The following is a 24,355-nucleotide window of genomic DNA, read 5'->3' as shown; positions in this document are numbered from 1 at the left end:
CACCTTTTGAGGTTAGATCAAACCTTCTTGTACAACTGACTGCCTTCCTGCTTGAACCTCTCGGCCTGTTCCGCCAAGCCCTGGGCGATTTCCGCATCGACGGTTTCGATCCGCTGGTTGGCCGCGTATTCACGGACTTCCTGGGTGATCTTCATCGAACAGAATTTCGGCCCGCACATGGAGCAGAAGTGCGCGACCTTGGCCGAATCCTTCGGCAGCGTTTCGTCGTGGTACGAGCGCGCAGTGTCCGGGTCCAGGCCCAGGTTGAACTGGTCTTCCCAACGGAATTCGAAACGCGCCTTGCTCAAGGCGTTGTCGCGAATTTGCGCCCCCGGATGCCCCTTCGCAAGGTCGGCAGCGTGGGCCGCGATTTTGTAGGTGATGATCCCGGTCTTCACATCATCCTTGTTCGGCAGGCCCAAGTGCTCCTTCGGGGTCACGTAGCAAAGCATCGCGCATCCGAACCAGCCGATCATGGCCGCACCGATACCCGAAGTGATGTGGTCGTAGCCCGGCGCGATGTCTGTGGTCAGCGGGCCGAGGGTGTAGAACGGCGCCTCGTCACAGCACTCGAGCTGCTTGTCCATGTTCTCCTTGATCAACTGCATCGGCACGTGGCCCGGGCCTTCGATCATGGTTTGTACGTCATGCTTCCAGGCGATTTTGGTCAGCTCGCCGAGGGTTTCCAGCTCACCAAATTGTGCCGCGTCGTTGGCGTCGGCAATCGAACCCGGACGCAGGCCATCGCCCAGCGAGAAGCTGACGTCGTAGGCCTTCATGATTTCGCAGATGTCTTCGAAATGGGTGTAGAGGAAGTTTTCCTTGTGGTGCGCCAGGCACCACTTGGCCATGATCGAACCGCCACGGGAGACGATGCCGGTCACGCGTTTGGCGGTCAGCGGCACGTAGCGCAGCAATACACCGGCGTGGATGGTGAAGTAGTCGACGCCCTGCTCGGCTTGCTCGATCAGCGTGTCGCGGAACAGCTCCCAGGTCAGGTCTTCAGCGGCGCCGCCGACTTTCTCCAGAGCCTGATAGATCGGCACGGTACCGATCGGCACCGGCGAGTTACGGATGATCCATTCGCGGGTTTCGTGAATGTGTTTGCCGGTGGACAAGTCCATGACCGTGTCCGAACCCCAGCGAATGCCCCAGGTCAGTTTCGCCACTTCTTCTTCGATGGACGAACCCAAGGCGCTGTTGCCGATGTTGCCGTTGATCTTCACCAGGAAGTTACGGCCGATGATCATCGGTTCCAGTTCGGTGTGGTTGATGTTGGCCGGGATGATCGCGCGACCGCGGGCGATCTCTTCACGGACAAATTCCGGCGTGATGATTTTCGGCACGCTGGCACCGAAGCTGTAGCCGGCGTGTTGCTGATCCAGCAAACCTGCGGCACGAGCCACTTCAAGCTTCATGTTTTCGCGGATGGCGACGTATTCCATCTCGGCGGTGATGATGCCCTTACGGGCGTAGTGCATCTGGCTGACGTTGGCCCCGGCCTTGGCGCGGCGCGGGTTATTCACGTGGGCGAAACGCAGTTTGGTCAGCTCCGCATCGGCGAGGCGCTCCTGGCCGAAGTTGGAGCTCAGACCCGGCAGACGCTCGGTGTCGCCACGGGATTCGATCCAGGGTGAACGCACATCGGCCAGGCCTTTGCGCACGTCGATGATGACGTTGGGATCGGTATAGGGGCCCGAGGTGTCATACACCACCACCGGCGCGTTGATTTCGCCGCCGAAGTCGGTCGGGGTTACGTCCAGGCTGATTTCGCGCATCGGCACAAGGATGTCGGGGCGAGAGCCCTGGACATAGATTTTTTGCGAGCGGGTAAACGGCTGAACCGATTGCTGATCGACCTTGGCCGAGTCACTCAGGTTGGTTTCGATTTTTGATTTTGTAGTCATCACGGGCTCTCCAGACACACATCCAGGCAGTGGATTTTTGTCGGAGCGAACCTGTAAACGAATGGACGCACGGGCGCTGGGAAAACCAGCTGGTGCTGTGCTCGGTGCTCGAGGGGTATTCGATTGTCGAACAACATCCCGGACGAAGCACAAGAGGACTCGCCGGGTGACGAGAAATCTTGTTCCCTACGCAGGCGCTAACCTGATCAGGTTCAACGGGATCCGAAATTATTCGATCTCAGCCTCATAGCAAGGCACCCCGACAAGAACCCGGCCAGTCTAGACACAACCGGCAAAGAACGCCAACTCCGCAGCAAACACCATGATGAATGGCGCAATTACCGGATTGTTGCCGTGCCCGCGTGCAACTACACTCGCTACGCCGTGCCGCGCCTTGACGCTGCAGGGCGCCGCGCCGTAGCCTTGGCGCTCAAATTATCAGCGTAATTTTTAGGGATGGCCTCATGCTGCGCAAACTCTCACTGGCCCTTGCCGTGTCTTGTGCGTCCAATGGAATGGCCTGGGCAGCTGAAGCGCCTTTATCGACCAAGACTGACCTGGTCAGCGTCTATCAGGAAGCGGTGGACAACAACGCCGACCTCGCCGCCGCCCGCGCCCAATACGGCGCTCAGAAGGAAGTCGTGCCCCAGGCCCGCGCCGGGCTGTTGCCCAACCTGTCCGCCGGTGCCGACCTGAACAACACCCGCACCTCACTCGACCAGCCATCGCTGACCTCGACCCGCAGTGGCACGGTGTATCAGGCGACTCTCGCGCAACCGATTTTCCGCGCCGATCGCTGGTTCCAGTTACAGGCCGCCAAGGACGTTAACGAACAGGCAGCCTTGCAACTTTCGGCCACTGAACAGAACCTGATTCTGCAAAGTGCCGAAAGCTACTTCAACGTGCTGCGCAGCCAGGACACTTTGGCCTCGACCAAAGCCGAAGAAGCGGCGTTCAAGCGTCAACTCGACCAGTCCAACGAGCGCTTCGACGTCGGTCTGTCGGACAAGACCGACGTGCTGCAATCCCAAGCCAGTTACGACACGGCGCGGGCCAACCGGATTCTTGCTCAACGTCAGGTGGATGATGCGTTCGAAGCGCTGATCACCCTGACCAACCGCCAGTACAACTCGATCCAGGGCATCGTCCACACCTTGCCGATCCTGCCGCCGGCACCGAACGATGCCAAAGCCTGGGTCGACACCGCCGCCAAGCAGAACCTGAATTTGCTGGCCAGCAACTACGCGGTGAGCGCCGCCGAGGAAACCCTCAAGCAGCGCAAGGCCGGACACGCGCCCACCCTGGATGCGGTCGCGCAATACCAGAAAGGTGACAACGACGCCCTCGGCTTTACCAACCCGAACCCGAACGGCGTGCGTTACGGCGGCGATGTCGAGCAGCGCACGGTTGGCCTGCAACTGAGCATCCCGCTCTACAGCGGCGGGCTGACCAGCTCGCAGGTGCGTGAGTCCTACTCGCGGCTGACCCAGTCCGAGCAGCAACGCGAAGCGCTGCGTCGTCAGGTCGTGGAAAACACCCGCAACCTGCACCGCGCCGTCAACACCGACGTCGAGCAGGTACAGGCCCGCCGGCAGTCGATCATCTCCAACCAGAGCGCGGTGGAAGCGACCGAAATCGGTTATCAGGTGGGAACGCGCAACATCGTTGACGTGCTCGATGCCCAGCGTCAGCTGTACACCTCGGTGCGTAATTACAACAACACCCGCTACGACTACATCCTCGACAACCTGCGCTTGAAGCAGGCCGCCGGCACCTTGAACCCGGGGGATTTGCAGGACCTGACGCGTTACCTCAAACCCGACTACAACCCGGACAAGGACTTCCTGCCACCGGATCTGGCCAAGGCTGCGGCGGAGCAGTTGAGGGCTAATCCGGCTCAATAAAAGCAAAAGATCAAAAGATCGCAGCCTTCGGCAGCTTCTACGCGCCCGTTGGGCGCTGCCGAAGGCTGCGATCTTTTTTTCAGGCGACTCGGTCTAACGCTCGATCAACCGCCCCAACCCATCCAGCAACCGCTGCAACGCGCCCTGATTGGTGCGCATCACTTTCAGCCCCGCCTCTGCCATCCGCTGCGCATCGCTCGGCAATTCGAACAGTCGCTGCACCGCCAGCGCCAGACCTTCGGCATCATCGACCTCGGCCAACGCCCCGGCACTGCGCAACTGCGCGGCGATTTCGAGGAAGTTGAACAGGTGTGGCCCGCTGAGCACCGGTTTGGCCAAGGCCGCCGGTTCCAACAGGTTATGACCGCCGTTGGGCACCAGGCTGCCGCCGACAAAAGCGCTGTCGGCCAAGGCATAGAGAAACAGCAACTCGCCCATGGTGTCGCCCAACAGCACCGAAGTGTCTGCGGTAACCGGCTCGCCCGTCGAACGCCGCACCGTGGCGAATCCCTGCTGCCGGCACAACTCGAACACCGGGTTGAAACGCTCCGGATGACGCGGCACCAGAATCAGCAAGGCATCGGGATGATTGGCCAGCAGCCGACGATGGGCGGCCAGCACCACGTCGTCTTCGCCTTCATGGGTACTCGCGGCGATCCAGACCGGACGCTCTTGCGCCTGCCACTGCCCACGCAACTCGGCGGCACGTTGCAGCAGTTGCGGGTCGATGGTCAGGTCGAACTTGATCGAACCGGTCACTTCGACGGTTTCCGGGCGCGCGCCCAAATCGCGGAAGCGCTGTGCCTCGGCTTCGGTCTGTACCGCGAACAGGCTCATCTCGGCGAGCATCGGCCCGGTCAGTTTATGGAAGCGGCCATAGCCTTTGGCCGAACGCTCGGACAGTCGTGCATTGGCCAGCGCCACGGGAATCCCGCGCTTGGCGCATTGGTGGATATGGTTGGGCCAGAGCTCGGTTTCCATGATCACCGCCAGTTTCGGCCGGGCTCGATCAAGGAATCGCTTGGCTGCGCAGGGCAAGTCGTAAGGCAGATAGCAGTGCTGAAGGCGCGGCTCGTTGGCGAACAATGCCTGGATCCGTTCGGACCCGGTCGGGGTCATGCAGGTGATGGTGATCGGCAGCGTCGGATACCGTTGCAGCAAGGCACGAATCATCGGCGCCGCGGCGATGCTTTCGCCCACCGACACCGCGTGTACCCAAATACCGCCCGGCTTCATTGCCGGTAGCGCGAGGGAGAACCGTTCGCCAATGCGTTTGGCGTACGCCGGTGCTTTGCGCGCCCGTAGCCAAAGCCGAATCGCTACCAATGGCAGCCCCAGGTAAAACAGCGCGGTGTAGAGAGTTCTATTCATGGCGGCGGAGTTTATCGGTTTTTTAGCCAATCGCCTGCAAGTGCACGGCAAAACGTTCAGCCAACCAACGGGCCGCCGGGCCCAGGGGTTCGTCGCGACGCCAGACCAGTTCGACAATCAACGCTGGCGGCGTCCATTCGCTGACCAGTTCGACCATCTGATTCTGATACGCCGGGTACTGCACCACATGTCGCGGCAACCAGGCCCAGCCAAGACCGCGCATCACCCATTCAGCCATCACATAGAAACTGTCGGCGCGCCAGACCTGCGGGCTGGCCGGCTCACTGCCGGGATAGACGCTGGATTGCGTGGACATCAGCAACTGTCGATGCTGCGCCATTTGCTGGCAATCGACCTGCGCCTGCTTCGCCATGGGATGCCCCACGCCGCACACCGTAACCATTTCGACGCTACCCAGCACCCGCCGCTCGAGGGCTTCGGGAATTTGCTCATGATAAAACAGCAAGCCCAGATCAGCCCGGCGCTCCACCAATTTGCGCGCGACATCACCCTGGGCGGCGCTGGTCAGCTGCACTTCGAGGCTGGGAAACTTTTCTGCCAGAGCCTCGAAGCTTTCAACCACTGCTTGATAGGGCATCGCCTCGTCCTGAGCCACACGCAGACTCGCTTCCTGGCCGCGCATCATCGCCAGCGCCCGGCCATTGAGGCGCTCACATTGGCGCAGTACTTCCCGCGCCTCCTCAAGCAGGGCGGTGCCGGCTTCGGTGAGTTTCGGCTGACGACCACTGCTGCGATCGAACAGGCTGACGCCCAGGTCCTCTTCCAGCAGCGCAATCGAACTGCTGACCGCTGACTGTGCCTTGCGCTGATCCCGCGCCACCGCGGAAAACGAACGTTGTTCCGCGACGCTGACAAACAAGCGCAGTTGTTCCAGATTCCATTGCATGTTCATGGCTCAACCCATCTTCAGAACAGATAGGTAATGACTTTACCGCATCTGGCGAATCTCTAGAATGCCGACCTCAGAAAGCAACGCTTCACACGAGGATTGACCCATGACCGCTTACTACTACCTGGCCATCGCCATCTGCGCCGAAGTGATCGCTACTGTTTCGATGAAAGCGGTCAAAGGTTTCAGCACGCCATTGCCGTTGCTGTTGGTCATCGTCGGTTATGGCATTGCTTTCTGGATGCTGACCCTGGTGGTGCGCAGCGTTCCGGTGGGCGTGGCCTACGCGGTGTGGGCCGGTATGGGGATCGTGATGGTCAGCGTCGCGGCTCTGTTTATCTACGGGCAGAAGCTGGATGTGCCAGCGATGCTGGGGATGGCGCTGATTGTGCTGGGCGTTGTGGTTATTCAGCTATTCTCGAAAACCGCGGGGCACTAAGGCCCTAAGCACTTTCCATTGTGGGAGCGAGCCTGCTCGCGATAGCGGTCTTGCATTCAACCCTTATGTTGCATGTGCCGGCCCCATCGCGAGCAGGCTCGCTCCCACAGGTTTTGCATCCATCCGATTGATCACCAACAATCCCCTTTTCTTCGAGTCTGTATACTGCGCCCTCGTCTTGAACACTGAGGTCGTTGCATGCCATCCGTTATTTCCACCGACGTTCTGATTGTCGGCGCTGGTGTCGCCGGCCTCTGGCTGAATGCGCGCCTGCGCCGCCAGGGTTTTTCGACCGTGCTGGTGGAAAGCGCCAGCCTCGGTGGCGGGCAGAGCGTGAAATCCCAGGGGATCATCCACGGCGGCGCCAAGTACGCGTTGCACGGCGCCCTGACCGGCGCCTCGGAAGCCATCGCCGACATGCCGCGTCGCTGGCGTGAAGCGCTGGCCGGCGACGGTGAGCTGGACCTGTCTGGCGTGCGTCTGCTGTCCGACGCCCATTACCTCTGGTCCCCCGGCACCCTCGCCGGCAACCTCACCAGTTTCTTTGCCAGCAAAGCCGTGCGCGGGCGGGTCGATCAGGTCAAGGGCGAACAATTGCCGCCAGCCCTGCAAGACAAGCGCTTCAAGGGCAAGGTCTATCGCCTGGCGGAACTGGTGGTCGATGTGCCAAGCCTGATCCAGCGCCTGGCCGATTTGGCCGGTGACGGTCTACTGGCCGGCCAGCACATCGAACCGCTGCTGGAAAACGACGAACTGGTCGGCTTGAAAGTCGACGAACGCGAGATTCGCGCCCAGCGCATCGTTCTCAGCGCCGGTGCCGGCACCGCCGATCTGCTCACGGCGCTGGGCCTGAGCCAACCGGCCATGCAGCGCCGTCCCCTGCACATGATCATCGTCAAAGGCCCGGGCCTCAAACCGCTGTACGCCCATTGCCTGGGCGGCGGGCCGAAGCCGCGCATCACCGTGACCACCCACCCGGCCGCCGATGGCCAATGGGTCTGGTACCTGGGAGGCGACATCGCCGAAGCCGAAGGCGTGGCGCGCGATCCTGCGGCGCAAATCGCCACGGCGAAAAAAGAACTCGGCAACCTGCTACCGTGGATCGACTTGAGCACCGCGCAGTGGGCGACCTTGCGGGTCGAGCGCGCCGAGCCGCTGCAATCAGGCCTGACCCGCCCGGACAATGCCTTCCTCGCCGAGCAGGACCGCCTGCTGGTGGGTTGGCCGACCAAACTGGCCCTGGCGCCGGATTTCGCTGACCGCGTCCTCGCCGCGCTGCAACGCGACGGCATCCAGCCGAGCCATCCGGCGCCGCTGCCGGAACTGCCAAAACCGCCGATGGGCGTCCCTGCCTGGGAGCAACTGCTGCCATGAGCCAACCCACCCTGCACGATCTGCATCGCCCTTTGGGCAGCACCGGCCTGCTGGTTTCGCCCCTGGGCCTGGGCACGGTGAAACTTGGCCGCGATCAAGGGGTGAAATACCCCAATGGCTTCCAGATCCCCGGCGATGACGAAGCGCGCATGCTGCTCAAACTCGCGCGCGACCTGGGCATCAACCTGATCGACACCGCGCCGGCCTATGGCCGCAGCGAAGAGCGTCTTGGCCCGTTGCTGCGGGGTCAACGTCAGGACTGGGTGATCGTCAGCAAGGTTGGCGAAGAGTTTGCCGACGGCCAGTCGCACCACGACTTCAGCGCCGCCCATACGCGCCTCTCGGTGGAACGCAGCCTGCAACGGCTGGAAACGGATGTTATCGATCTGGTGTTGGTGCATTCCGACGGCAACGACCTGGCGATCCTCAATGACAGCGAGGTCTATACGACCCTCGCCGAGCTCAAGCGCGAAGGCAAGATTCGCGGTTTCGGGTTTTCCGGTAAAACCGTCGAAGGCGGCTTGAAGGCTCTGGAACAAGGTGATTGCGCGATGGTCACCTACAATCTGAACGAGCAGAACGAGAAGCCGGTCATTGACTATGCTGCTGCTCACGGCAAAGCGATCCTGGTCAAAAAAGCCTTGGCCAGTGGCCACGTCTGCTTGAGTCCGGGTGTGGACCCGGTGCGCGCCAGCTTCGAGTTGTTGTTTGAACACCCGGGTGTGGCCAGTGCTATTGTCGGGACCATCAATCCGCTGCACCTCGCCCACAACGTCGCGACCGTTGTCCAGGTCCTTCGTAGCCATTGATGCCGCCCACGCGGCCTTAAGCAGGAGCCGACATGCCGCGTACGCTGATAAGAAAGAACCCGAGCAACTTCAAGACCCTGCCGTTATTCGTCGAAGCGACACCCGAAGGCCTGAGTTACCAGAGCGTCGGGATGCCGCTGAATTTCTCCCAGACCCTGCAACGTCGCCGCCCGGTGACGGTGCCCGACAGCGAGCGGTTTGCCCTGGAGCTGGCGAATCTTGGGGTTTCGGTGCGCCTGACCCTGCATTGGCGGAATCGCGATTACTGGGTGTTGGTGCGTCAGCGCCGGCAGGACCGCGGCGATGTGGTGCTCAAGCTGATCTCGGGTTACGTGCCGGCCCATGAACTGACCCTGCCGCTGCACACGGCGACCCAGGAAATCGCCGAAGAGTGCCTTCTGGAAACCCCGGAAGGCTGGCTCAGCGGGCGTTTCAACGACACCTGGCTGCCCGCACCCTACTCATCCGCCCTGCATTACCGCGAAGCCCTGCCGTTTCGCCTGACACCGCTGTCCGGCTCGGCACGGCCGGTGCGCTGCGCCAACATGCCGCTGATCGAGCGTCCTCGGGCCTACGTGCATTTGCCGACCGCGTCGCTGCAATTGATCTACGACTTGCGCCTGGATGTGCCCAAGGAAGCCAAATCCCTAAGCCTGTTTCATGTCGACGAACGACTGGAAGGCGATCAACTGGTGGCCCGGCTCGATCGCAAACGTCCCGATTTGTATCTGATGCCACTGCAGGACGGCCAGCCGATGGCCGAGCTGTATACCCTGAAAAAAGATCAGTTGTACCCGGCGAGTACCCGCGGGCTATATCTGGCGGAGAGTTTTGCCCGACAGGAAGGATGGCTGGTGAAGGATGAGCGGATTCGCTGGAAAGACTGGGTGCGGCAACAGGGTTTGACCCCGCCGGGGAAGGATTCGGGTTTAGCCCGCCTGCATGGAAAAGCAAAGCAGCTGCTGAAAAGAATCGTGCCGCGCAAGAAAGTCAGCTCTTAAGCAAAAAGATCCATTGAAAGCAAAAGATCGCAGCCTTCGGCAGCTCCTACGGGGTTATATGCACACCCATGTAGGAGCTGCCGAAGGCTGCGATCTTTTTCATGATCCTTCCCACAGAGTGGGAAGGATCATGTTCGGTCAGTGATTGCGGATCTTCTCGACAATCGCCGTGGTCGAGCTGTTTTCCACCAGCCCCAGCACTTTCACAGCCCCGCCGTAAGCAGTGACGATGTCTGCGCCAACCACTTGCTCGATCCCGTAATCGCCGCCCTTGACCAACACATCCGGCTTGACCTCGCGCAACAGGTTTTCTGGCGTGCCCTCAGGGAAGCTGATGACCCAGTCCACGGCGCCCAGACCGGCCAGTACGGCCATGCGACGGTCGACACTGTTGATCGGCCGACCCGGCCCTTTCAAGCGGCTCACCGACGCATCGTCGTTGACCGCCACGATCAGACGATCGCCTTGGGCACGCGCCTGTTCGAGGTAGGTCACGTGGCCGGCATGCAGGATGTCGAAGCAGCCATTGGTGAACACAATCTTCTCGTTGTGTGCACGTGCATCGTCGACTGCCAGCAACAGCTGCTCCAGCCCCAACACACCACGCTCGGAACCTTCTTCACGCTGGATCGCACGACGCAATTCCGGGGCACTGATGGCCGCGGTACCGAGCTTGCCGACCACGATGCCTGCCGCCAGATTGGCCAAGGCCACCGCGTGGGGCAGTTCTTCGCCAGCGGCGATCGCTGCCGCCAGGGTAGAAATCACCGTGTCACCGGCACCGGTCACGTCGAACACTTCACGGGCACGGGCCGGCAGGTGCAGTGCCGGATGATCCGGGCGCAGCAAGGTCATGCCGTGCTCGCCACGGGTCACCAGCAAGGCGCCGAGGTCGAGGTCGTGCATCAGCTGCGCGCCCTTGCTCACCAGCTCGTGCTCATCGGCGCAACCACCGACAATGGTTTCGAATTCGCTGAGGTTCGGGGTGATCAGGCTCGCGCCGCGGTAGATCGAGAAATCCTTGCCCTTGGGATCGGCCAGCACCGGAATCCCACGAGCACGGGCAGCCTGGATCAGCACCTGATGGTTTTTCAGCGCGCCTTTGCCGTAGTCGGACAGCACCAGCACCTTGATGCCTTCGAGCAATTCGTCGACTTGCTCGCCCAGCGCCAGGGCGTCGGTTGCGAAAGGTTCTTCGAAGTCGATACGCAGCAATTGCTGGTGGCGGCTCATCACCCGCAGCTTGACGATGGTCGGCTGGTGGGCGATGCGCTGGAACAACGCCCGCACGCCGGCACCTTTGAGGCTGTTGACCAGGCTGTCGGCAGCCTCGTCGTCGCCGGTCACGCCGACCAGCGAGGCCGGCGCACCGAGCGCGGCAATGTTCAGGGCAACGTTGGCGGCACCGCCCGGGCGGTCCTCGATTTGCTCGACCTTGACTACCGGTACCGGCGCCTCAGGGGAAATCCGTGAGGTACCACCATGCCAGTAACGGTCGAGCATGACATCGCCGACCACCAGGACAGGGGCCTGATCGAATCGTGGCATGGATAACTTCATGGAAACTCCAGGGGCAATAAAAGCGTCGCGGATAATAACATAGCGAAAGAATGCGGCCGCACCCGAGCACACAGGCTCAGCGGCGGTCATTCTGTGGAGGGGCATCCAGCGGACGCACCCAGAAAAGTTCATGTCGGCGCACCGCTTTGCGGAAGAACTCGTCTTCACCTGTGCGGGGCCAGCAACGCCCGGCCAACAACCGCTGAATCACCCGGCGCAGACGTCTTTTGAGCGGTGGACGGCCCTGCAAGTCGTGCTGCATGCCTAAGGCCATGGCTTTGTCCAAGCGGGTTGGCGCGTCCAGCAACGGACTCCATAGCCCATCAGCCGGCAACGACTCGATGGTCGGCGGCAGGGCAATGCCATAACCCGCCGGGCCCATCGGCCAGCGGTCGTTGTCGTGCAGGTGATTGGCATAGAGCAGCAGGGTGCGCGGGCGCCAGGTACTGAGTTCAATCGCGTCCATCAAGGCGCGCGTGCTGGCGACATGATCGCTGTGGGGATCCAGTTCGGGATGGGGTGTCAGCACCGCGTCGGGACGGTGATGCTCAAGCAGACGCGCCAGATCAGCCACCAGGTTGCGCCAATGGGGCTGACCATCGACGTCACCCGGCAGGCGCAGGGCATTGTGCCGACGCACGTCACGTATATCGCTCTCCCCCGACTCCCGGGAACCGAAGCTTTGCTCCGGCTGCTGCGCCATCGCATTCAGTTGCAAGCAGTAATAGCCCAATTGCACACACTGTTGTTGCGCCACCCCGCCCCACAGCGGCACTGCCAGGCTATCCCAACTGCGCAGGCGCCCCTTCAGACGGGCGGCCTGAGCGGCGTCGAGGCCCATATCGCGATAGTGTTCGGCCTCAATCTCGCCTTGGGTCAGTGTGACGATAGCCACCTCGGACGCCCGGCTATAAAGACCAAAAGCAGCCAGTTCAGCATCATCGGCATGGGGGGCGATGATTAGCAGACGCTGCTGAGCAAAATCCGGATTATTCAGGGCGTGCAAAGTTGCCTGTGGCGCCAGGCTGCAAAAGCGTCCACGTAAGGTCAGGGTCCCGGCAGCCAGCGCCGAACCTTGCCCGGAAAGATTGAGAAAACGCTCTCCCGCGACACCGCGCTCCAGATCCTGACGGTCGTCACCGATCCATACCTGGGGGTCAAGAAAGCGACCCAGCCAATGGCTCTTGACCCGCACCTGCAAAACCAGGGTTTGCGCCACGCCAAAGTCCCCCGTCACCTGCAAGGCACCATTGACCAGGGTGGTGGGGAACTGCGGCGTATCCGCCGGGAAGTCATAGCGATAATCGTCGCCCGGGGCATAGAACAGATGGTCGGCGAACCAGGCTTCATGGGCGATCCAGCCCAACAGCAGGAACAGCGGCAACGGCCACCAGGCGACAAAAATGCCAAATAATAATGCAGCCAACAACGCACCGATCAGCACCACACGTTTGCGTTGGCGATGGCGTTTAAGCAATTGTTGCTTGCGTGCGCTCATGACTGCCTGTCCTCGCTCAAACCTGATAGACCGGAACCCGGTGACACCAGCGATCCTTGTATTCGCGATCGGCGCGGCCGAACGAGTAACGCAGCGGCTTGCCCACGGCGCGGGCCTGCTCCCATGCGGCTTGGGTGTTGACGAAACTGAGTACACTGCCAGGGCTGAACTCGCGGTTTTGCGGGTCGACACCGCCGTTAATGTATTCCAGGCTGACCCACTTGGGCGCCTCGACCCGGTACAGAATCTGGATCGCCACCGGTTCGTCGTTCAGGTAGATCAAGGACCCGGTCATAAACTCACGCAACAGGCTGAACACTTCAGAAAGACGCGCCTTGCCCGGTGCTTCAAAGTTCCAGCGGCGCTGGAACAGGTCAGCATAGATGGTGGCCTGTTCGCTGGCGCTCAGCTCCAGCATCGGTCGGATGATGCCACCCGCCTCTTCAAGCAAACGCTGGTCACGACGCTGGTTGTAGCGAAATTTCTTACTGTAGTCCTCTGGTTCACGAGCCAGCGCCAGGCCTTCAGGTTGCTCAGCGAGACCGGTGATGTTTGGGGCATTGAGTTCGGACACATAACGCGCGCGATGCCGCACACGAACCTGGACGTCTTCGGCAACCGGCAGGATGATCTCGGCATTGCCAAGATCGAGCAGGCCACGTTTGCCCTCTCGCTTGAGCACTTCCTTGGACAAGGCCACATGACGGCCCCAGGTCGGCATCGCGGCGCACAACTCACCGTCGACGAACCAGCCCAGATAACGCACCGGGATGCCTACCAGCCCCGCCAGACGCTCAACCACGTCGGGATGAGTCGCCACGCTGCCGCCGAACTGTTGCCAGGCCTGGCTATAAGCCGTTGCATCGATGGGCGCCCAGCCGCTTTCTCTCCAGGCTCGCCAGTAACTCAAAATCAAACGTGGGACTCCGTCATCGCCTCGTCGGTGCTTTCGACGAAGTCCTTCTCGTGCAGGCGTGCGTAGTGACCGTTCAACGCCAACAACTCGGCGTGGGTGCCGCGTTCGACGATGCGGCCCTGGTCCATCAACAGGATCAGGTCAGCCTTCTCGATGGTCGACAAGCGGTGAGCGATCACCAGCGTGGTACGGCCCTTCATTACTTGTTCCAGAGCTGCCTGAATGTGGCGCTCGGATTCGGTGTCGAGGGCCGAGGTAGCCTCATCGAGAATCAGCAATGGCGCATTCTTGAGCAGTGCCCGGGCAATCGCCAGACGCTGGCGCTGACCGCCGGAAAGCAGCACACCGTTTTCGCCCACAAGGGTGTCGTAGCCTTGAGGCATTTGCTCGATGAACTCGGCGGCGTAGGCATCTTCGGCTGCCTTGCGCACATCTTCGAACGGTGCGCCGGCGAGGTCGCCGTAGGCAATGTTGTTGGTGACACTGTCGTTGAACAGGGTGACCTGCTGGGTCACCAGGGCAATGTGACGACGCAGGTTGGTCAGCTTGTATTCCTCGACATCCATACCGTCGAGCAGGATCTGGCCCTTGTCGTGGTGATAGAAACGCGGAATCAGGTTGGCCAAGGTGGATTTGCCGCTGCCTGAACGCCCCACCAAAGCAACCATCTGGCCCTCTTCGGCGGTAAAGGAAATATCGTTGAGCACGAGTTTCTCGGTGCCCGGGTACTGGAAGCTCAGGTTACGCACTTCCAGGCGACCGCTGACGCGCACCATTTCCTTGGTGCCCGTATCGACTTCCGGTTCTTCGTCGAGCTGCTCGAAGATGCTCTCCGCACCGGCCAGTCCTTTCTGGATCGTGGCGCTGACTTCCGACAACTGACGAATCGGCTTGGGCAACAAACCGGCAGCGGTGATGTAAGCAACCAGTTCGCCAGCAGAGGCATCGCCGCGAAGGTAAAGCACCAGATACATCAACACGGCCATGCCGATGTAAATCACCAGTTGCAGCATTGGGGTGTAGATCGATTGGGTGCGGGTCATGCCCAGGCTGCGGTTCATGTTGTCGGCGCTGGCCTTGTGGAAACGCTCGATTTCGTAAGTCTCACCGCCAAAGCTGCGAACCACGCGGTAGCCCTGGATCGTCTCCGAAGCCACATGGGTCACATCGCCCATCGCCACCTGGATTTTCTTGCTTTGCTTGCGAAATTTTTTGCTGGCGCTACTCACCAGAATCGCGATGACCGGCAGGATCGCCAGCAATACCAGGGTCATTTTCCAGTTGCTGTACAGAAGGTAACCGAACAGGAACACCACCGTCAGGCCTTCACGGATCACCACTTTGATCGCATCGGTGGCGGCACCGGTGACCATGGTCACGTTATAGGTAATACGGGAAATCAGGTGACCGGAGTTGTTGTTGTCGAAGTAGCGGTTAGGCAGGGTCAACAGGTTGTCGAACAAGGCGCAACGCAGGTCGTGGACCACGCCACGGGCAACCTTGGCCAGGTAATAGTTACCCAGAAATGAGCCGATACCCTGGTAGACGGCAATCAGCACAATCAATAACGGTACGCCGAGTACCAGCGAGACACCCAGAAACTTGGTGTCATTGGGTTTTTGCAAGGCGTCGAGAAAATGTTTGAGCATGTCCGCCAGCATCGGCTGGCTAGATGCGAATAGCACGAAGCCGATAATACTGAGGGCGAAAGCGCCCCAGTACGGGAGCACGTATTTCAGCAACCGCAGGTAAATCTTCATGCTTGATTGCTGGTCGGAATTGGCCATTCGGCACGCCTCGTACGTTTGAAAAAGACAGACAACCTGTGGATTGTAACAGCGAACGAATTACAACATAGGCTCAGCCCGGACGCGGCGCCGAAAACGCTTCAGCACTTCGCTACCGGGCCAGGAGTATCAGTAGCTGAAACACTCCAGAGGGAAGTTTTGGTTTGATTGCTACCACGAGTGGCCAATACGATACTCAAGGCAATCGGTAACCAGGTGATCAACCAGTCCGCGTTGGGCTTGAGCCAGAGGCCGATGCCATCGGTCATCAACGACGTCCCGGAAAACACCCAGAGCGCCAGCAACACCTGCCCCAGTGGCTGCGCGCGCGAAACCCAGCCACGCCAGCCAACCACCAGCCACAGCCAGCCGAACAGCAGTAGGCCAGGCACACCGAGCCGCACACCGATATCCAGAAAAAGATTGTGGGGATGTTTGAATGCCTGTCCGATTTCAGGGACAGGAATCAGGTACTCATGAAATCCCAACCCCATCACCCAGTGGTCCAGCATCAATTGAACGCCACCGCGCCACAGCTCGGGACGAAAAGAAACGCCACGCTGCATGAGGATTTCCGGCTTGAATACAGCAATGGACGCCAACCCCAAAACCGTCAAAATCATCAGTCCGCTACCCAGGCGCGACGGTCGCGCCACGCCCATCACGAACAGGCAGGCCAGCAAGCCGATCCATACACCACGGGTTTGGCTAAAGCCCAGGAATAACGCATACCCCAGCGCCGGAATCAGCAGCAACACCATCACCCAGGGATTGAAGCGCTTGGTCTGCAGCGTGAAAACGCCAAGAATCGCCAGAGCCCCCACCCCGTGCGCGGCCATGATCGCAGTGTCCCACAAGCCAATGGCAATCAGCCTGCCGCTAAACGGCTGAGCGGACGTTTCATAAAAGTAGACCCAGGAAGCCGCAGCAAAAAAACCGCCGATAATCGATGCGTACAACAACATGGATTCCAACCGCCACTTGCGGTTCTGGGCAGCCAGTAGCACGCCTAAGAGGGCAAGGGACACGTAGAGCGTCACCTTGCTTTTGCCGACAACGTTAGCGCCCCCCTCAACCATCAGCACCAATAATGTCCAAGCCACGAAAATGGCGAAGAGGATGCACTCCGGTTGCTTGAGCATCAGCCGAAAATCCCGATGGAACAGCGCCAACATGGCGGGTAACCAGAGCAGGAAAATTATCATTTGGTGATAAAGCTTATTGTCCGGCAGTACCCATGCCCCGCACAGCAGCACGAAAAGACCGATAGACGCCCACGCCGCCAGGGCATTCCTATCGATCAGTTTTTTCATTCCTGTCAGCATTCGGCTTTACCCAGCATTCGATTGGCGACCCGCTGCAACTGGGCCTTGTCGGCGTTCTTCCAGCCACCCTTGATACAGTAGTGTTCAGAGAGGTAATGGAGAAAATTACGCCGCAACCGATCATCGAGCGGCCATTGCGGGAAAGTGCGTGCCAGTTCCACCACTTGCTCGGCGTTATCGGCATGCATTACCAGCCCCTCGATATTGAAAAACGCCTGACCCAGGGTCAGCACGGGCTTACCCAAGAGGAGGCTTTCCAGGCCAACCGTCGAGTTCAGCGTGATCACAAACTCACTGGACTCGATCAACTGCTGAGTGGCGTTGCCGTTGGCGAACAACAGACGCTCGTGAGTACGCTCATGCAACTCAGGATACGTTTCGCGACTGGATGGATGCTCCTTGAACACCACTGTCAATCCAGTCTCTTTGGCCAAGCGCTCGCCCAAGGCGAACATCTCGCGCATGTTCTTGATCCAGGGAGAAAACAGCCGAACCTGACTATCGCGGTCGTCCTGGAACGGAATAAAGACGAACTGCTCCGGCAGCACAATCGGTGCCGGGCCACTGGTACGAGGCTGGCGTGGAATCAGCACGGGCGCCGCCTGATTTTCAGGAACCGAATAAGGATAGTTGAGATAAAAACCGGCCTCGCGCGGAACGGCGTTCAGGTAGTTCACGCCCTGCGGATCAACGGTTGTGGTATCGGGCAACAAGCCGTTCTCGAAAAAGAACGTCTTACAACCCGCCGGCGCCAAGGCCGTCAGCAATCGGCAGTAACGATGGGAACCATTCCAGAACACCAGCGCGTCGGGGCGCTCACGATCAAGCAAAGCCTGGGCACGCAGCGCCATCCAAATCAGCTCAAGACGTAACAACAGACGATACAAGCGACCATCGTTTTTGTTCTTGACGCGTCGCTCCTCGCATTTTTCTTCGATCAGGCTCAGCCAGTCGATTCGCGAAAGCACTCTGGAAGTCTGCGACAACCTTGGCCAAGGCATCTGTGGTGGGGTAACGACTTTACCTTGTAGCTCGGTCTCGTTGAGTAACCGATTGAAATAGAGGCCTTGATGCTTGGCCAAGGAAATGAACAGCATTGTCGTCATAGGGTGTCCAAAAAATAGGCCGCATCCACCCGCCAAAGCGCAATATAACCATGTGCGACAAGTCCGCAGACATCAACACCCTGTTATTCGCCCGTCCGCGTATGGAAGTATAAAACCAAGAATCAGAAGCAAGCACTCTGTGGTATTGCGCCAGGCACCCCCGTGAACGGGCAACTGCCTCTTAAAAAGTGCGGCGATTGTACCACAGCGGTTTTTTGCGGCATGCGCACTGCGGTAACATAGGCGGCTGCCCATCCCATCAGGCCAAGCCTTTGGAGCCTTGATGCAAACGCTCGACCATACCGCTTATCTCAACATGCGCGAGGGCGCCGACGTTCTCGAGGCCGATGGTAAAGGGGATAAAGTTTTGTGCCTGGCCGATGGCTCGATGCTCAAGCTGTTTCGCCGCAAACGCCTGCTGACATCTGCGCTTTGGGCGCCTTACGCCCGGCGCTTCGCCGACAACTGCCGAGCACTGCGCGAACGCAATATCGAATGCCCAACGGTACGCCAGGTTTATCGCATCCCAAGCATCGAGCGCGATGCCGTGCATTACGATCCTCTGCCAGGTCGCACGCTGCGTCAGTTGCTAGGCACCGATAACAACGAATTTCTTCGGGCACAACTGGGTGAGTTCATTGCACGCCTGCATGAGGACGGCATCTACTTTCGCTCCGCGCACTTGGGCAATGTGGTATTGACGCCTGAAAACACGCTGGGGCTGATTGACATCGCTGACCTGCGCGCCTATCGCAAGCCGCTGCGCAAAGGCCTGCGCCTGCGCAATTTCAAGCATATGTTGCGCTATCGCCAGGATCGCGAGTGGCTACTCAAGGACAACCAGTTCCTTGAGCATTACCTGAACCACCAACGTGTGTGCAGTGGACGGGAATTGAGCCTGGCGCTCACCCCTTAACCCTTCAAGCCATCAGTGTCAGCCGGCGGCAGACAGCCTGAAGGTCTCGAAGTCACGCGCAGGGTCTGCGCCTCGCAACAAGTTATCAACCAGTTGAATGGTCTTTGCCAAACCCTGAGAACCGTATACCAGGTGGTAATCGGCAAAGCGTCGGGCTTGGGCCACATGCCCCGGATAATCCTGCTCAAGCGCTTGTAGCTGGCGGGAAAACTCATGCTCATCGCGCACTTGAAGCCCAAAAAACAGCGAGTGAGAGAAAATATCCACATCGCCGCCCGCATTCACATGGATTACCGGCCGGCCCGCCAGCCCTGCCTCGATACCAGCATTGGACATGATATTGACGACAACGCTGGCCTGCGCCAGAGCGTCCGCCAGTGAACACTTGCTGTCCAGCAAGTCGATGTTGGCTAACTGCGCAGCGGCATCGCTCCAGAATTGCGCCTTGCTGCGCGGATGACGCTTGAACAGCACGCGATAATGCGGATGCTGCTCGGCCCAGTCGCGCAGTAACTGATAGGTGCGCTGGTAGCCCGACTCTTTTTCCCGATCAGGGCCAACCCCCAGAATCAACAACGTATGGAGAGCAGGATCGGCAACTGGCAGATCATAGGTTTCATCGGCGAGGTAAGAACCGATCAACACCACCGTCGACTCACCGAATCGCAATGTTCTTTCCTGCAAGGCAACCAGCGAACTATGGCCAAAGACGCCGTAATAGTCGTAATCGTTCATCCCCAGTCGCCGTGAAGATTCCAGCGTCGTGGCATGGGCCAGTTGCAGCAATCGGGCACCACGCGCAGCCAATGCCAAGCGCAGGAACGGCGCATGAAGACTACCGTTGCGTTCGTTGATCAGTACCTTGGGCGAATACGTCGTCACCAGCCACTGGGCATGGGCGGCGTACACCAGATAACGCAGCGGCACAGACTGCGGCGGCGCCAGGAGCATGCGCTGGGCGCAGGCGTCCGATGGAGAACGTAACGCGGCCTCTGTCAGGTGGTGCCCGCGCTTGCGCAAGCCCTCGATCAGAATATTCTTGCGTTGCAGCGCCATGGACTTTGGTGCCGAATGCAACAACAGCACCTCACAGGGTGCAGCAACCACCGAAGCACTCAAGCACGCCTTGGCGCGTATCCCGACCGCCACATCCACCAGCACATCACGAATCAGGCGCAAAAGACTGCCACAGCGACCATGACGCTCGCGCAGCAGCTTCCAGCGATAACGATCCAGCTCACGCGCTTTTTGTGTCCAGCCCCCCTCAGCCTGGAGCGCACTTGCCTCAGACGGTGGCGCGCTCACTTGAACAATAACCGGATGGCTTTGCGGGTATAGGACCAGCGCGTCAGAGAGCGCAGATCGGCGCGCACGGCGCGGGCATAAAAAGCCTTGGCGTTGACATAATCGCCGGCACTGTAGCAATCGCGGAACAACGACAGGCAGCGCTGAGCCAGGAAAGCCTGGCGCAGGTCCTGCAGTTCTTGAGGCATTCGGGCCGAGGAAAATACTTCATCAACCATCCCCACGCCCGCCGCCAGGCTTTGCTTGAGGTCATGGCGCATGCTGTCGCCATGCTTGTAGATCAACGCCAGGGGCTGATCGAGCACACTGCACGGGAAACGCGCCAGCACCTGCGCAAACACCGGAATATCTTCAACGTTGCGCAAGTGCTCAGGATAGTTGCCCGGCGCGAACACTTCGCGATGCATCGCGCAGGCGCCGTTGGACAGCGATACCGTCTTGTCCAGCAAGTAGCCACGCACACGCTGGCGCGGGGTAGCTGGCAAGGGTTTGACTGCGTGCTGGACACGACGACCGTCGTCGAACACCGACCAGTGACCGCCAATGATCAAACGGCTGTCAGGGTTGCTGGAGATATGCCGGGGCAACGCAGCCAGCGCACCAGGCGCCATCTCATCATCGGCATCGAGGAAGATCAGGTATTGCCCCCGAGCCTCCTCGATCCCGCGATTACGCACCGAAGACAAACCGCCATTGGGTTTGCGCAGAGCTCTAAAGCGTCCCGCATGTTCAGTCAGGAGCTGCTCCAGAACTTGTGGCGTCGCGTCAGTGGACCCGTCATCGATTACCAGCAACTCAGCCTGGGCATCACCCAACTGCGCCAACACCGAATTCACCGCACGCGGCAAGGTTTTGGCGTAGTTATAAGCAGGAATAACGATACTGATCAGCACGTCAGTCAACCGCATACTCGTTCGCACCTTCTTTGACCACCAGAATGTCTTCCATGATCAGGTACTGCAGGTCGGAGCCGAAGAACATGTTCAAGGCGTCGGTCGGCGAGCAGATCATCGGCTCGCCACGACGGTTGAGCGAGGTGTTCAGCGACACGCCGTTACCGGTCAGCACTTCCAGCGCCTTCATCATGTCGTAGTAGCGTGGGTTGTATTCGCGCTTGAGCACTTGGGCCCGGGAGGTGCCGTCTTCGTGGACGACTTCCGGCACGCGGGTTTTCCACTCTTCAGCCACTTCGAAGGTGAAGGTCATGAACGGCGCAGGGTGATCGATCTTGATCATTTGCGGCGCAACGGTGTCGAGCATCGACGGGCAGAAAGGCCTCCAGCGCTCGCGGAACTTGATCTGGTGGTTGATGCGGTCAGCCACACCGGTCGCGCTCGGGCAACCGATGATCGAACGACCGCCCAAGGCACGCGGACCGAACTCCATGCGGCCCTGGAACCAGGCCACCGGGTTGCCGTCGACCATGATCTTGGCGATGCTTTCCGGCATGTTCTCAAGCTTGCGCCATGCAGGCTTGCTCGGGTGACGGGCACAGGCGGCGAGCACGTCTTCGTTGCTGTAGGACGGGCCGAGGTAGACGTGTTCCATCTTCTCGACCGGCACGCCACGGGCGTGGGACACGTAAGCCGCAGCACCAACCGCGGTACCGGCATCGCCGGACGCAGGCTGAACGAACAACTCTTTGATGTCGTCGCGGGCAATGATTTTCTGGTTCAACTTGACGTTCAACGCACAGCCACCGGCGAAGGCCAGCTTGCCGGTTTCCTTGAGCACATCGCCCAGGTAGTGGTCGATCATCTGCAACGCCAGTTTTTCGAACAGCGCCTGCATGCTCGCGGCGTAGTGGATGTACGGCTCGTCGGCGATGTCGCCTTCGCGCTTGGGCCCCAGCCACTCGATCAGCTTCGGCGAGAAGTAGAAACCTTTGCCCTTCTCTTTATAACGGCGCAGGCCGATGACGTTGGCGTAGTCGGTGTTGATCACCAACTCGCCGTTTTCGAACGAGGCCAGACGCGAGAAATCGTATTTGCTGGCGTCGCCGTACGGCGCCATGCCCATGACCTTGAACTCACCGTCGAGCATCTCGAAACCGAGGAACTCGGTGATCGCGCCGTACAGGCCGCCGAGGGAGTCCGGATCGAAGAATTCCTTGATCTTGTGGATCTTGCCGTTTTCGCCGTAACCGAAGAAAGTCGTGGCGTACTCACCCTTGCCATCAATCCCGAGGATCGCGGTTTTCTCTTTGAAACCGGAGCAGTGATAGGCACTGGAGGCGTGGGCAAGGTGGTGCTCGACCGGCTCGATCTTGATTTTCTTCGGATCGAAGCCCAGTTGCTCGAGGCACCAGACAATCTTGTTGCGATAGCGCTTGTAGCGACGGTTGCCCATCAGGATCGCGTCGAGGGCGCGGTCCGGGGCGTACCAGTAACGCTTGGCGTAGTGCCAGCGAGCCTTGCCGAACAAGCTGATCGGCGCGAATGGAATCGCTACCACATCAACGTCGGACGGCTTGATGCCAGCCTGCTCGAGGCAGAACTTCGCCGATTCGTAAGGCATGCGGTTCTTTGCATGTTTATCGCGCACGAAGCGCTCTTCTTCAGCCGCAGCGACCAGCTTGCCGTCGATATACAGGGCTGCGGAAGGATCATGGCTAAGGGCGCCGGACAGGCCAAGAATCGTCAATGCCACAGGGGTCTAGCCTCTTTAGTCTGCATGCAGGCGCAACGCGCCTCAAAAATTAATGTGCCCTCGCAAGGGGCGAGAGACAGCTAAAGGGCGGGATTATAGCTTAAAAGCGGTGGCAAGCCTCTAGCGAGAAGTGGCAAGCCGGCGCGTTGACAGATGAAGGACCTCGACATAGACTCCTGCGCAAATGGACTGGGGGATCCCGGTCGGCGTTGTGGCCTCGGTGAGTTTCACCGGGGCTTTTCGCTTTCTCAGAGAGGGAAAATCTTTAAACCCCAGTTCTCGAAACCCTCCCCCACATTGTTACGCCCACCACTGCAGTAGAACTTGCGCTTGAGTACATCAAAGGCACGATTTTCTTGCCCAGACCGCAAAACGCTCATACCAATGGGTCTTGCAACAAGATCCGCTAGTTGTAACCCCGTAGAATTCACTTGCTTGGTTGCAAAGACAATATCGAACGGCAACTGAATGCCCAATCGATTCGCGCCATCGCACATGCGACGAAACTCCAGTTCAAGCTCGTTATCCTCCCGCTTCCCTCGACGCTCGAAAATCACATGAGTTAAAACGCTCTGCTGATTCTTTTCTTGTAAGTACTCATAAAGCGTTTCCAGACAGAAGCCGAGTGCGACGTGATAAGGATTGTGGACAGGACCTTGTTTTTCGCGAAGGGCAGCTTTGTCAATAACACAACTGATCAGAACGAAATTGCTGGCCTCAATGATGCCCGTCAACTCGTCGAGAAAGGCATGTTTGTGTTGCCTCGACGTGAATAGACTGGAGAATGCTCCCTTTTCTTTTCGAATCTCCAATTCATGCAGACCGATTAGATCGTGCCCCATATGATTAAATTTAAACTTCTGAAGGGCAGGAATAACCTTCTCGCAATAATGCCTTTTATGAAACACACAAAATGCCAGAACAAACATTGGATAGTTTGGATCTAATGTTTGCATCCCATGATCGCCGCTCTCATCTACATAGATTATGAAATCGCTGTACCTTCCGAGCGGAGGTAAAAGCTTTTTCGCCTCAACATTAATTTTAGCGTCGCTTTCGTTTTCGCTTTCAAAAAGAACAAACTGTTGAGAGTGCAAAATCGAGGTCGACACGAGCTATTCACCCTTTGTTTTTCGAGCCAGATACGCTAGGTGTAGCACCCACACGCAGGAATACAAAAGAGTTACCCGTGACCCGGACGCCCGTAAATCCTGATATTGCCGTAGATTGCCTGCCGGTAAATGGTGTACGGCAAGGCAACCGTGTCCAGTGCACCTGACAAGGTCAGATCCAGCAAGACAACCTGCACCAGAATACCGGTGGGATCAGGCGGCGCATGCAGTCGGCAAAAATTGTGGGCCAGACCGCTATAGATGCGAGGGATGGACTGGCAGTAGGTTTTTTGTTTTCTGAGGCCACGGGCGGCCTCCTCGTCACCCTGCAGCACTGTGACGGCGGTTCCACAGCCGGATAGCGCCAGTGAGAAAGTGCTCAGCAACATAGCCATTTTTATCGTCAATATCTGCCCTCCGAGAACGTCAGGCAAACTAGCATCGTGGCTATTCAGGGAACAGTTCA

20 protein-coding genes and 1 riboswitch are annotated in these 24,355 nt (G+C 59.2%); of the genes, 6 read left to right on the top strand and 14 right to left on the bottom strand.

All coding sequences use genetic code 11. The annotated features are described in order from the left end of the window. Positions 1 to 17: 17 nt before the first annotated feature. Positions 18 to 1,907: a phosphomethylpyrimidine synthase ThiC gene (thiC, locus tag ACZ89R_RS20760; protein ID WP_429544730.1), complete on the bottom strand. Its 1,890-nt coding sequence runs from the start codon at positions 1,905 to 1,907 to the stop codon at positions 18 to 20. A gap of 166 nt (positions 1,908 to 2,073) precedes the next feature. Continuing rightward, positions 2,074 to 2,179: riboswitch (TPP riboswitch) on the bottom strand. 192 nt (positions 2,180 to 2,371) lie between these two features. On the opposite strand from thiC, the gene ACZ89R_RS20755 reads away from it, so the two are divergent. Beyond that, the gene (locus ACZ89R_RS20755; protein ID WP_427625095.1) at positions 2,372 to 3,811 is read left to right on the top strand and encodes a TolC family outer membrane protein; all 1,440 of its coding nucleotides are present in this window, start codon (positions 2,372 to 2,374) and stop codon (positions 3,809 to 3,811) included. 93 nt (positions 3,812 to 3,904) lie between these two features. Here the strand turns inward: ACZ89R_RS20755 and waaA are convergent, their stop codons facing one another. Further along, complete coding sequence (gene waaA, locus ACZ89R_RS20750; RefSeq protein ID WP_429544731.1) at positions 3,905 to 5,182, bottom strand: lipid IV(A) 3-deoxy-D-manno-octulosonic acid transferase; 1,278 nt, start codon at positions 5,180 to 5,182, stop codon at positions 3,905 to 3,907. A 22-nt stretch (positions 5,183 to 5,204) separates the two neighbouring features. Continuing rightward, complete coding sequence (locus tag ACZ89R_RS20745) at positions 5,205 to 6,095, bottom strand: LysR family transcriptional regulator (protein WP_218397159.1); 891 nt, start codon at positions 6,093 to 6,095, stop codon at positions 5,205 to 5,207. A 103-nt stretch (positions 6,096 to 6,198) separates the two neighbouring features. On the opposite strand from ACZ89R_RS20745, the gene ACZ89R_RS20740 reads away from it, so the two are divergent. The 4 genes from ACZ89R_RS20740 to ACZ89R_RS20725 all read left to right on the top strand — a co-directional run bounded on the left by ACZ89R_RS20740 (position 6,199) and on the right by ACZ89R_RS20725 (position 9,715). Beyond that, a complete protein-coding gene (locus ACZ89R_RS20740) occupies positions 6,199 to 6,531 on the top strand; it encodes a DMT family transporter (protein WP_008004867.1) in 333 nt (110 codons plus the stop codon). A gap of 198 nt (positions 6,532 to 6,729) precedes the next feature. Next, the gene (locus ACZ89R_RS20735) at positions 6,730 to 7,905 is read left to right on the top strand and encodes an NAD(P)/FAD-dependent oxidoreductase (RefSeq protein WP_429544732.1); all 1,176 of its coding nucleotides are present in this window, start codon (positions 6,730 to 6,732) and stop codon (positions 7,903 to 7,905) included. Next, positions 7,902 to 8,714 (top strand): aldo/keto reductase, encoded by an 813-nt coding sequence (locus ACZ89R_RS20730; protein ID WP_429544733.1) that lies wholly within the window; start codon positions 7,902 to 7,904, stop codon positions 8,712 to 8,714. Before ACZ89R_RS20735 ends, ACZ89R_RS20730 begins: the two co-directional genes overlap by 4 nt. Before the next feature lie 32 nt (positions 8,715 to 8,746). Beyond that, a complete protein-coding gene (locus ACZ89R_RS20725) occupies positions 8,747 to 9,715 on the top strand; it encodes a metal ABC transporter ATPase (RefSeq protein WP_429544734.1) in 969 nt (322 codons plus the stop codon). A 138-nt stretch (positions 9,716 to 9,853) separates the two neighbouring features. Here ACZ89R_RS20725 and hldE read toward each other — a convergent pair whose 3' ends face one another. The 6 genes from hldE to ACZ89R_RS20695 form a co-directional block, all read right to left on the bottom strand. Then, positions 9,854 to 11,275 carry a bifunctional D-glycero-beta-D-manno-heptose-7-phosphate kinase/D-glycero-beta-D-manno-heptose 1-phosphate adenylyltransferase HldE gene (gene hldE / locus ACZ89R_RS20720; RefSeq protein WP_429544735.1) on the bottom strand — a complete coding sequence of 474 codons (1,422 nt, stop codon included), beginning with the start codon at positions 11,273 to 11,275 and terminating at the stop codon, positions 9,854 to 9,856. A gap of 76 nt (positions 11,276 to 11,351) precedes the next feature. After that, positions 11,352 to 12,773 (bottom strand): PIG-L deacetylase family protein, encoded by a 1,422-nt coding sequence (locus ACZ89R_RS20715; protein WP_429544736.1) that lies wholly within the window; start codon positions 12,771 to 12,773, stop codon positions 11,352 to 11,354. Between the two features lie 16 nt (positions 12,774 to 12,789). Beyond that, entirely contained in the window at positions 12,790 to 13,686 is an 897-nt protein-coding gene (locus ACZ89R_RS20710) for a GNAT family N-acetyltransferase (protein WP_429547828.1), read from the bottom strand. Next, positions 13,686 to 15,476 carry a lipid A export permease/ATP-binding protein MsbA gene (gene msbA / locus ACZ89R_RS20705; RefSeq protein ID WP_429544737.1) on the bottom strand — a complete coding sequence of 597 codons (1,791 nt, stop codon included), beginning with the start codon at positions 15,474 to 15,476 and terminating at the stop codon, positions 13,686 to 13,688. The genes ACZ89R_RS20710 and msbA overlap by 1 nt, the downstream gene beginning before the upstream one ends. Before the next feature lie 101 nt (positions 15,477 to 15,577). Beyond that, a complete protein-coding gene (locus tag ACZ89R_RS20700) occupies positions 15,578 to 16,789 on the bottom strand; it encodes an O-antigen ligase family protein (protein WP_429544738.1) in 1,212 nt (403 codons plus the stop codon). A 5-nt stretch (positions 16,790 to 16,794) separates the two neighbouring features. After that, on the bottom strand, positions 16,795 to 17,907 hold the full coding sequence (locus ACZ89R_RS20695) for a capsular polysaccharide export protein, LipB/KpsS family (RefSeq protein ID WP_429544739.1): 1,113 nt from the start codon (positions 17,905 to 17,907) through the stop codon (positions 16,795 to 16,797). Positions 17,908 to 18,190: 283 nt separating this feature from the next. Between ACZ89R_RS20695 and ACZ89R_RS20690 the strand changes: the two genes are divergently transcribed. Next, the gene (locus ACZ89R_RS20690) at positions 18,191 to 18,823 is read left to right on the top strand and encodes a BUD32 family EKC/KEOPS complex subunit (RefSeq protein ID WP_429544740.1); all 633 of its coding nucleotides are present in this window, start codon (positions 18,191 to 18,193) and stop codon (positions 18,821 to 18,823) included. Between the two features lie 18 nt (positions 18,824 to 18,841). Here the strand turns inward: ACZ89R_RS20690 and ACZ89R_RS20685 are convergent, their stop codons facing one another. The 5 genes from ACZ89R_RS20685 to ACZ89R_RS20665 all read right to left on the bottom strand — a co-directional run bounded on the left by ACZ89R_RS20685 (position 18,842) and on the right by ACZ89R_RS20665 (position 24,296). Next, on the bottom strand, positions 18,842 to 20,128 hold the full coding sequence (locus tag ACZ89R_RS20685) for a capsule biosynthesis protein (protein ID WP_429544741.1): 1,287 nt from the start codon (positions 20,126 to 20,128) through the stop codon (positions 18,842 to 18,844). Beyond that, positions 20,125 to 21,036, bottom strand: coding sequence for a glycosyltransferase family 2 protein (locus ACZ89R_RS20680; RefSeq protein ID WP_429544742.1), 912 nt, complete (start codon positions 21,034 to 21,036; stop codon positions 20,125 to 20,127). Before ACZ89R_RS20680 ends, ACZ89R_RS20685 begins: the two co-directional genes overlap by 4 nt. Next, positions 21,023 to 22,777 (bottom strand): carbamoyltransferase family protein, encoded by a 1,755-nt coding sequence (locus tag ACZ89R_RS20675; protein WP_123721527.1) that lies wholly within the window; start codon positions 22,775 to 22,777, stop codon positions 21,023 to 21,025. The genes ACZ89R_RS20680 and ACZ89R_RS20675 overlap by 14 nt, the downstream gene beginning before the upstream one ends. A 248-nt stretch (positions 22,778 to 23,025) precedes the next feature. After that, positions 23,026 to 23,889, bottom strand: a complete 864-nt coding sequence (locus ACZ89R_RS20670) for a DUF3800 domain-containing protein (protein ID WP_429544743.1) — start codon at positions 23,887 to 23,889, stop codon at positions 23,026 to 23,028. A gap of 71 nt (positions 23,890 to 23,960) precedes the next feature. Next, positions 23,961 to 24,296: a YceK/YidQ family lipoprotein gene (locus ACZ89R_RS20665; RefSeq protein ID WP_429547829.1), complete on the bottom strand. Its 336-nt coding sequence runs from the start codon at positions 24,294 to 24,296 to the stop codon at positions 23,961 to 23,963. Positions 24,297 to 24,355 lie beyond the last annotated feature (59 nt).

The organism is Pseudomonas sp. TE3728 (assembly GCF_056279145.1).
The sequence above is the reverse complement of the archived record's forward strand: the minus strand, read 5'-3'. Positions and strand labels throughout refer to the sequence as shown.

Bases quoted from the DNA above. Each gene is read 5' to 3' on its own strand.
- ACZ89R_RS20725 (WP_429544734.1), top strand. From the start codon at position 8,747: ATGCCGCGTACGCTGATAAGAAAGAACCCGAGCAACTTCAAGACCCTG.
- ACZ89R_RS20740 (WP_008004867.1), top strand. From the start codon at position 6,199: ATGACCGCTTACTACTACCTGGCCATCGCCATCTGCGCCGAAGTGATC.
- ACZ89R_RS20715 (WP_429544736.1), bottom strand. From the start codon at position 12,773: ATGAGCGCACGCAAGCAACAATTGCTTAAACGCCATCGCCAACGCAAA.
- ACZ89R_RS20730 (WP_429544733.1), top strand. From the start codon at position 7,902: ATGAGCCAACCCACCCTGCACGATCTGCATCGCCCTTTGGGCAGCACC.
- thiC (WP_429544730.1), bottom strand. From the start codon at position 1,907: ATGACTACAAAATCAAAAATCGAAACCAACCTGAGTGACTCGGCCAAG.
- hldE (WP_429544735.1), bottom strand. From the start codon at position 11,275: ATGAAGTTATCCATGCCACGATTCGATCAGGCCCCTGTCCTGGTGGTC.
- ACZ89R_RS20735 (WP_429544732.1), top strand. From the start codon at position 6,730: ATGCCATCCGTTATTTCCACCGACGTTCTGATTGTCGGCGCTGGTGTC.
- ACZ89R_RS20745 (WP_218397159.1), bottom strand. From the start codon at position 6,095: ATGAACATGCAATGGAATCTGGAACAACTGCGCTTGTTTGTCAGCGTC.
- ACZ89R_RS20690 (WP_429544740.1), top strand. From the start codon at position 18,191: ATGCAAACGCTCGACCATACCGCTTATCTCAACATGCGCGAGGGCGCC.
- ACZ89R_RS20695 (WP_429544739.1), bottom strand. From the start codon at position 17,907: ATGACGACAATGCTGTTCATTTCCTTGGCCAAGCATCAAGGCCTCTAT.
- ACZ89R_RS20680 (WP_429544742.1), bottom strand. From the start codon at position 21,036: ATGCGGTTGACTGACGTGCTGATCAGTATCGTTATTCCTGCTTATAAC.
- waaA (WP_429544731.1), bottom strand. From the start codon at position 5,182: ATGAATAGAACTCTCTACACCGCGCTGTTTTACCTGGGGCTGCCATTG.
- ACZ89R_RS20700 (WP_429544738.1), bottom strand. From the start codon at position 16,789: ATGAAAAAACTGATCGATAGGAATGCCCTGGCGGCGTGGGCGTCTATC.
- msbA (WP_429544737.1), bottom strand. From the start codon at position 15,476: ATGGCCAATTCCGACCAGCAATCAAGCATGAAGATTTACCTGCGGTTG.
- ACZ89R_RS20755 (WP_427625095.1), top strand. From the start codon at position 2,372: ATGCTGCGCAAACTCTCACTGGCCCTTGCCGTGTCTTGTGCGTCCAAT.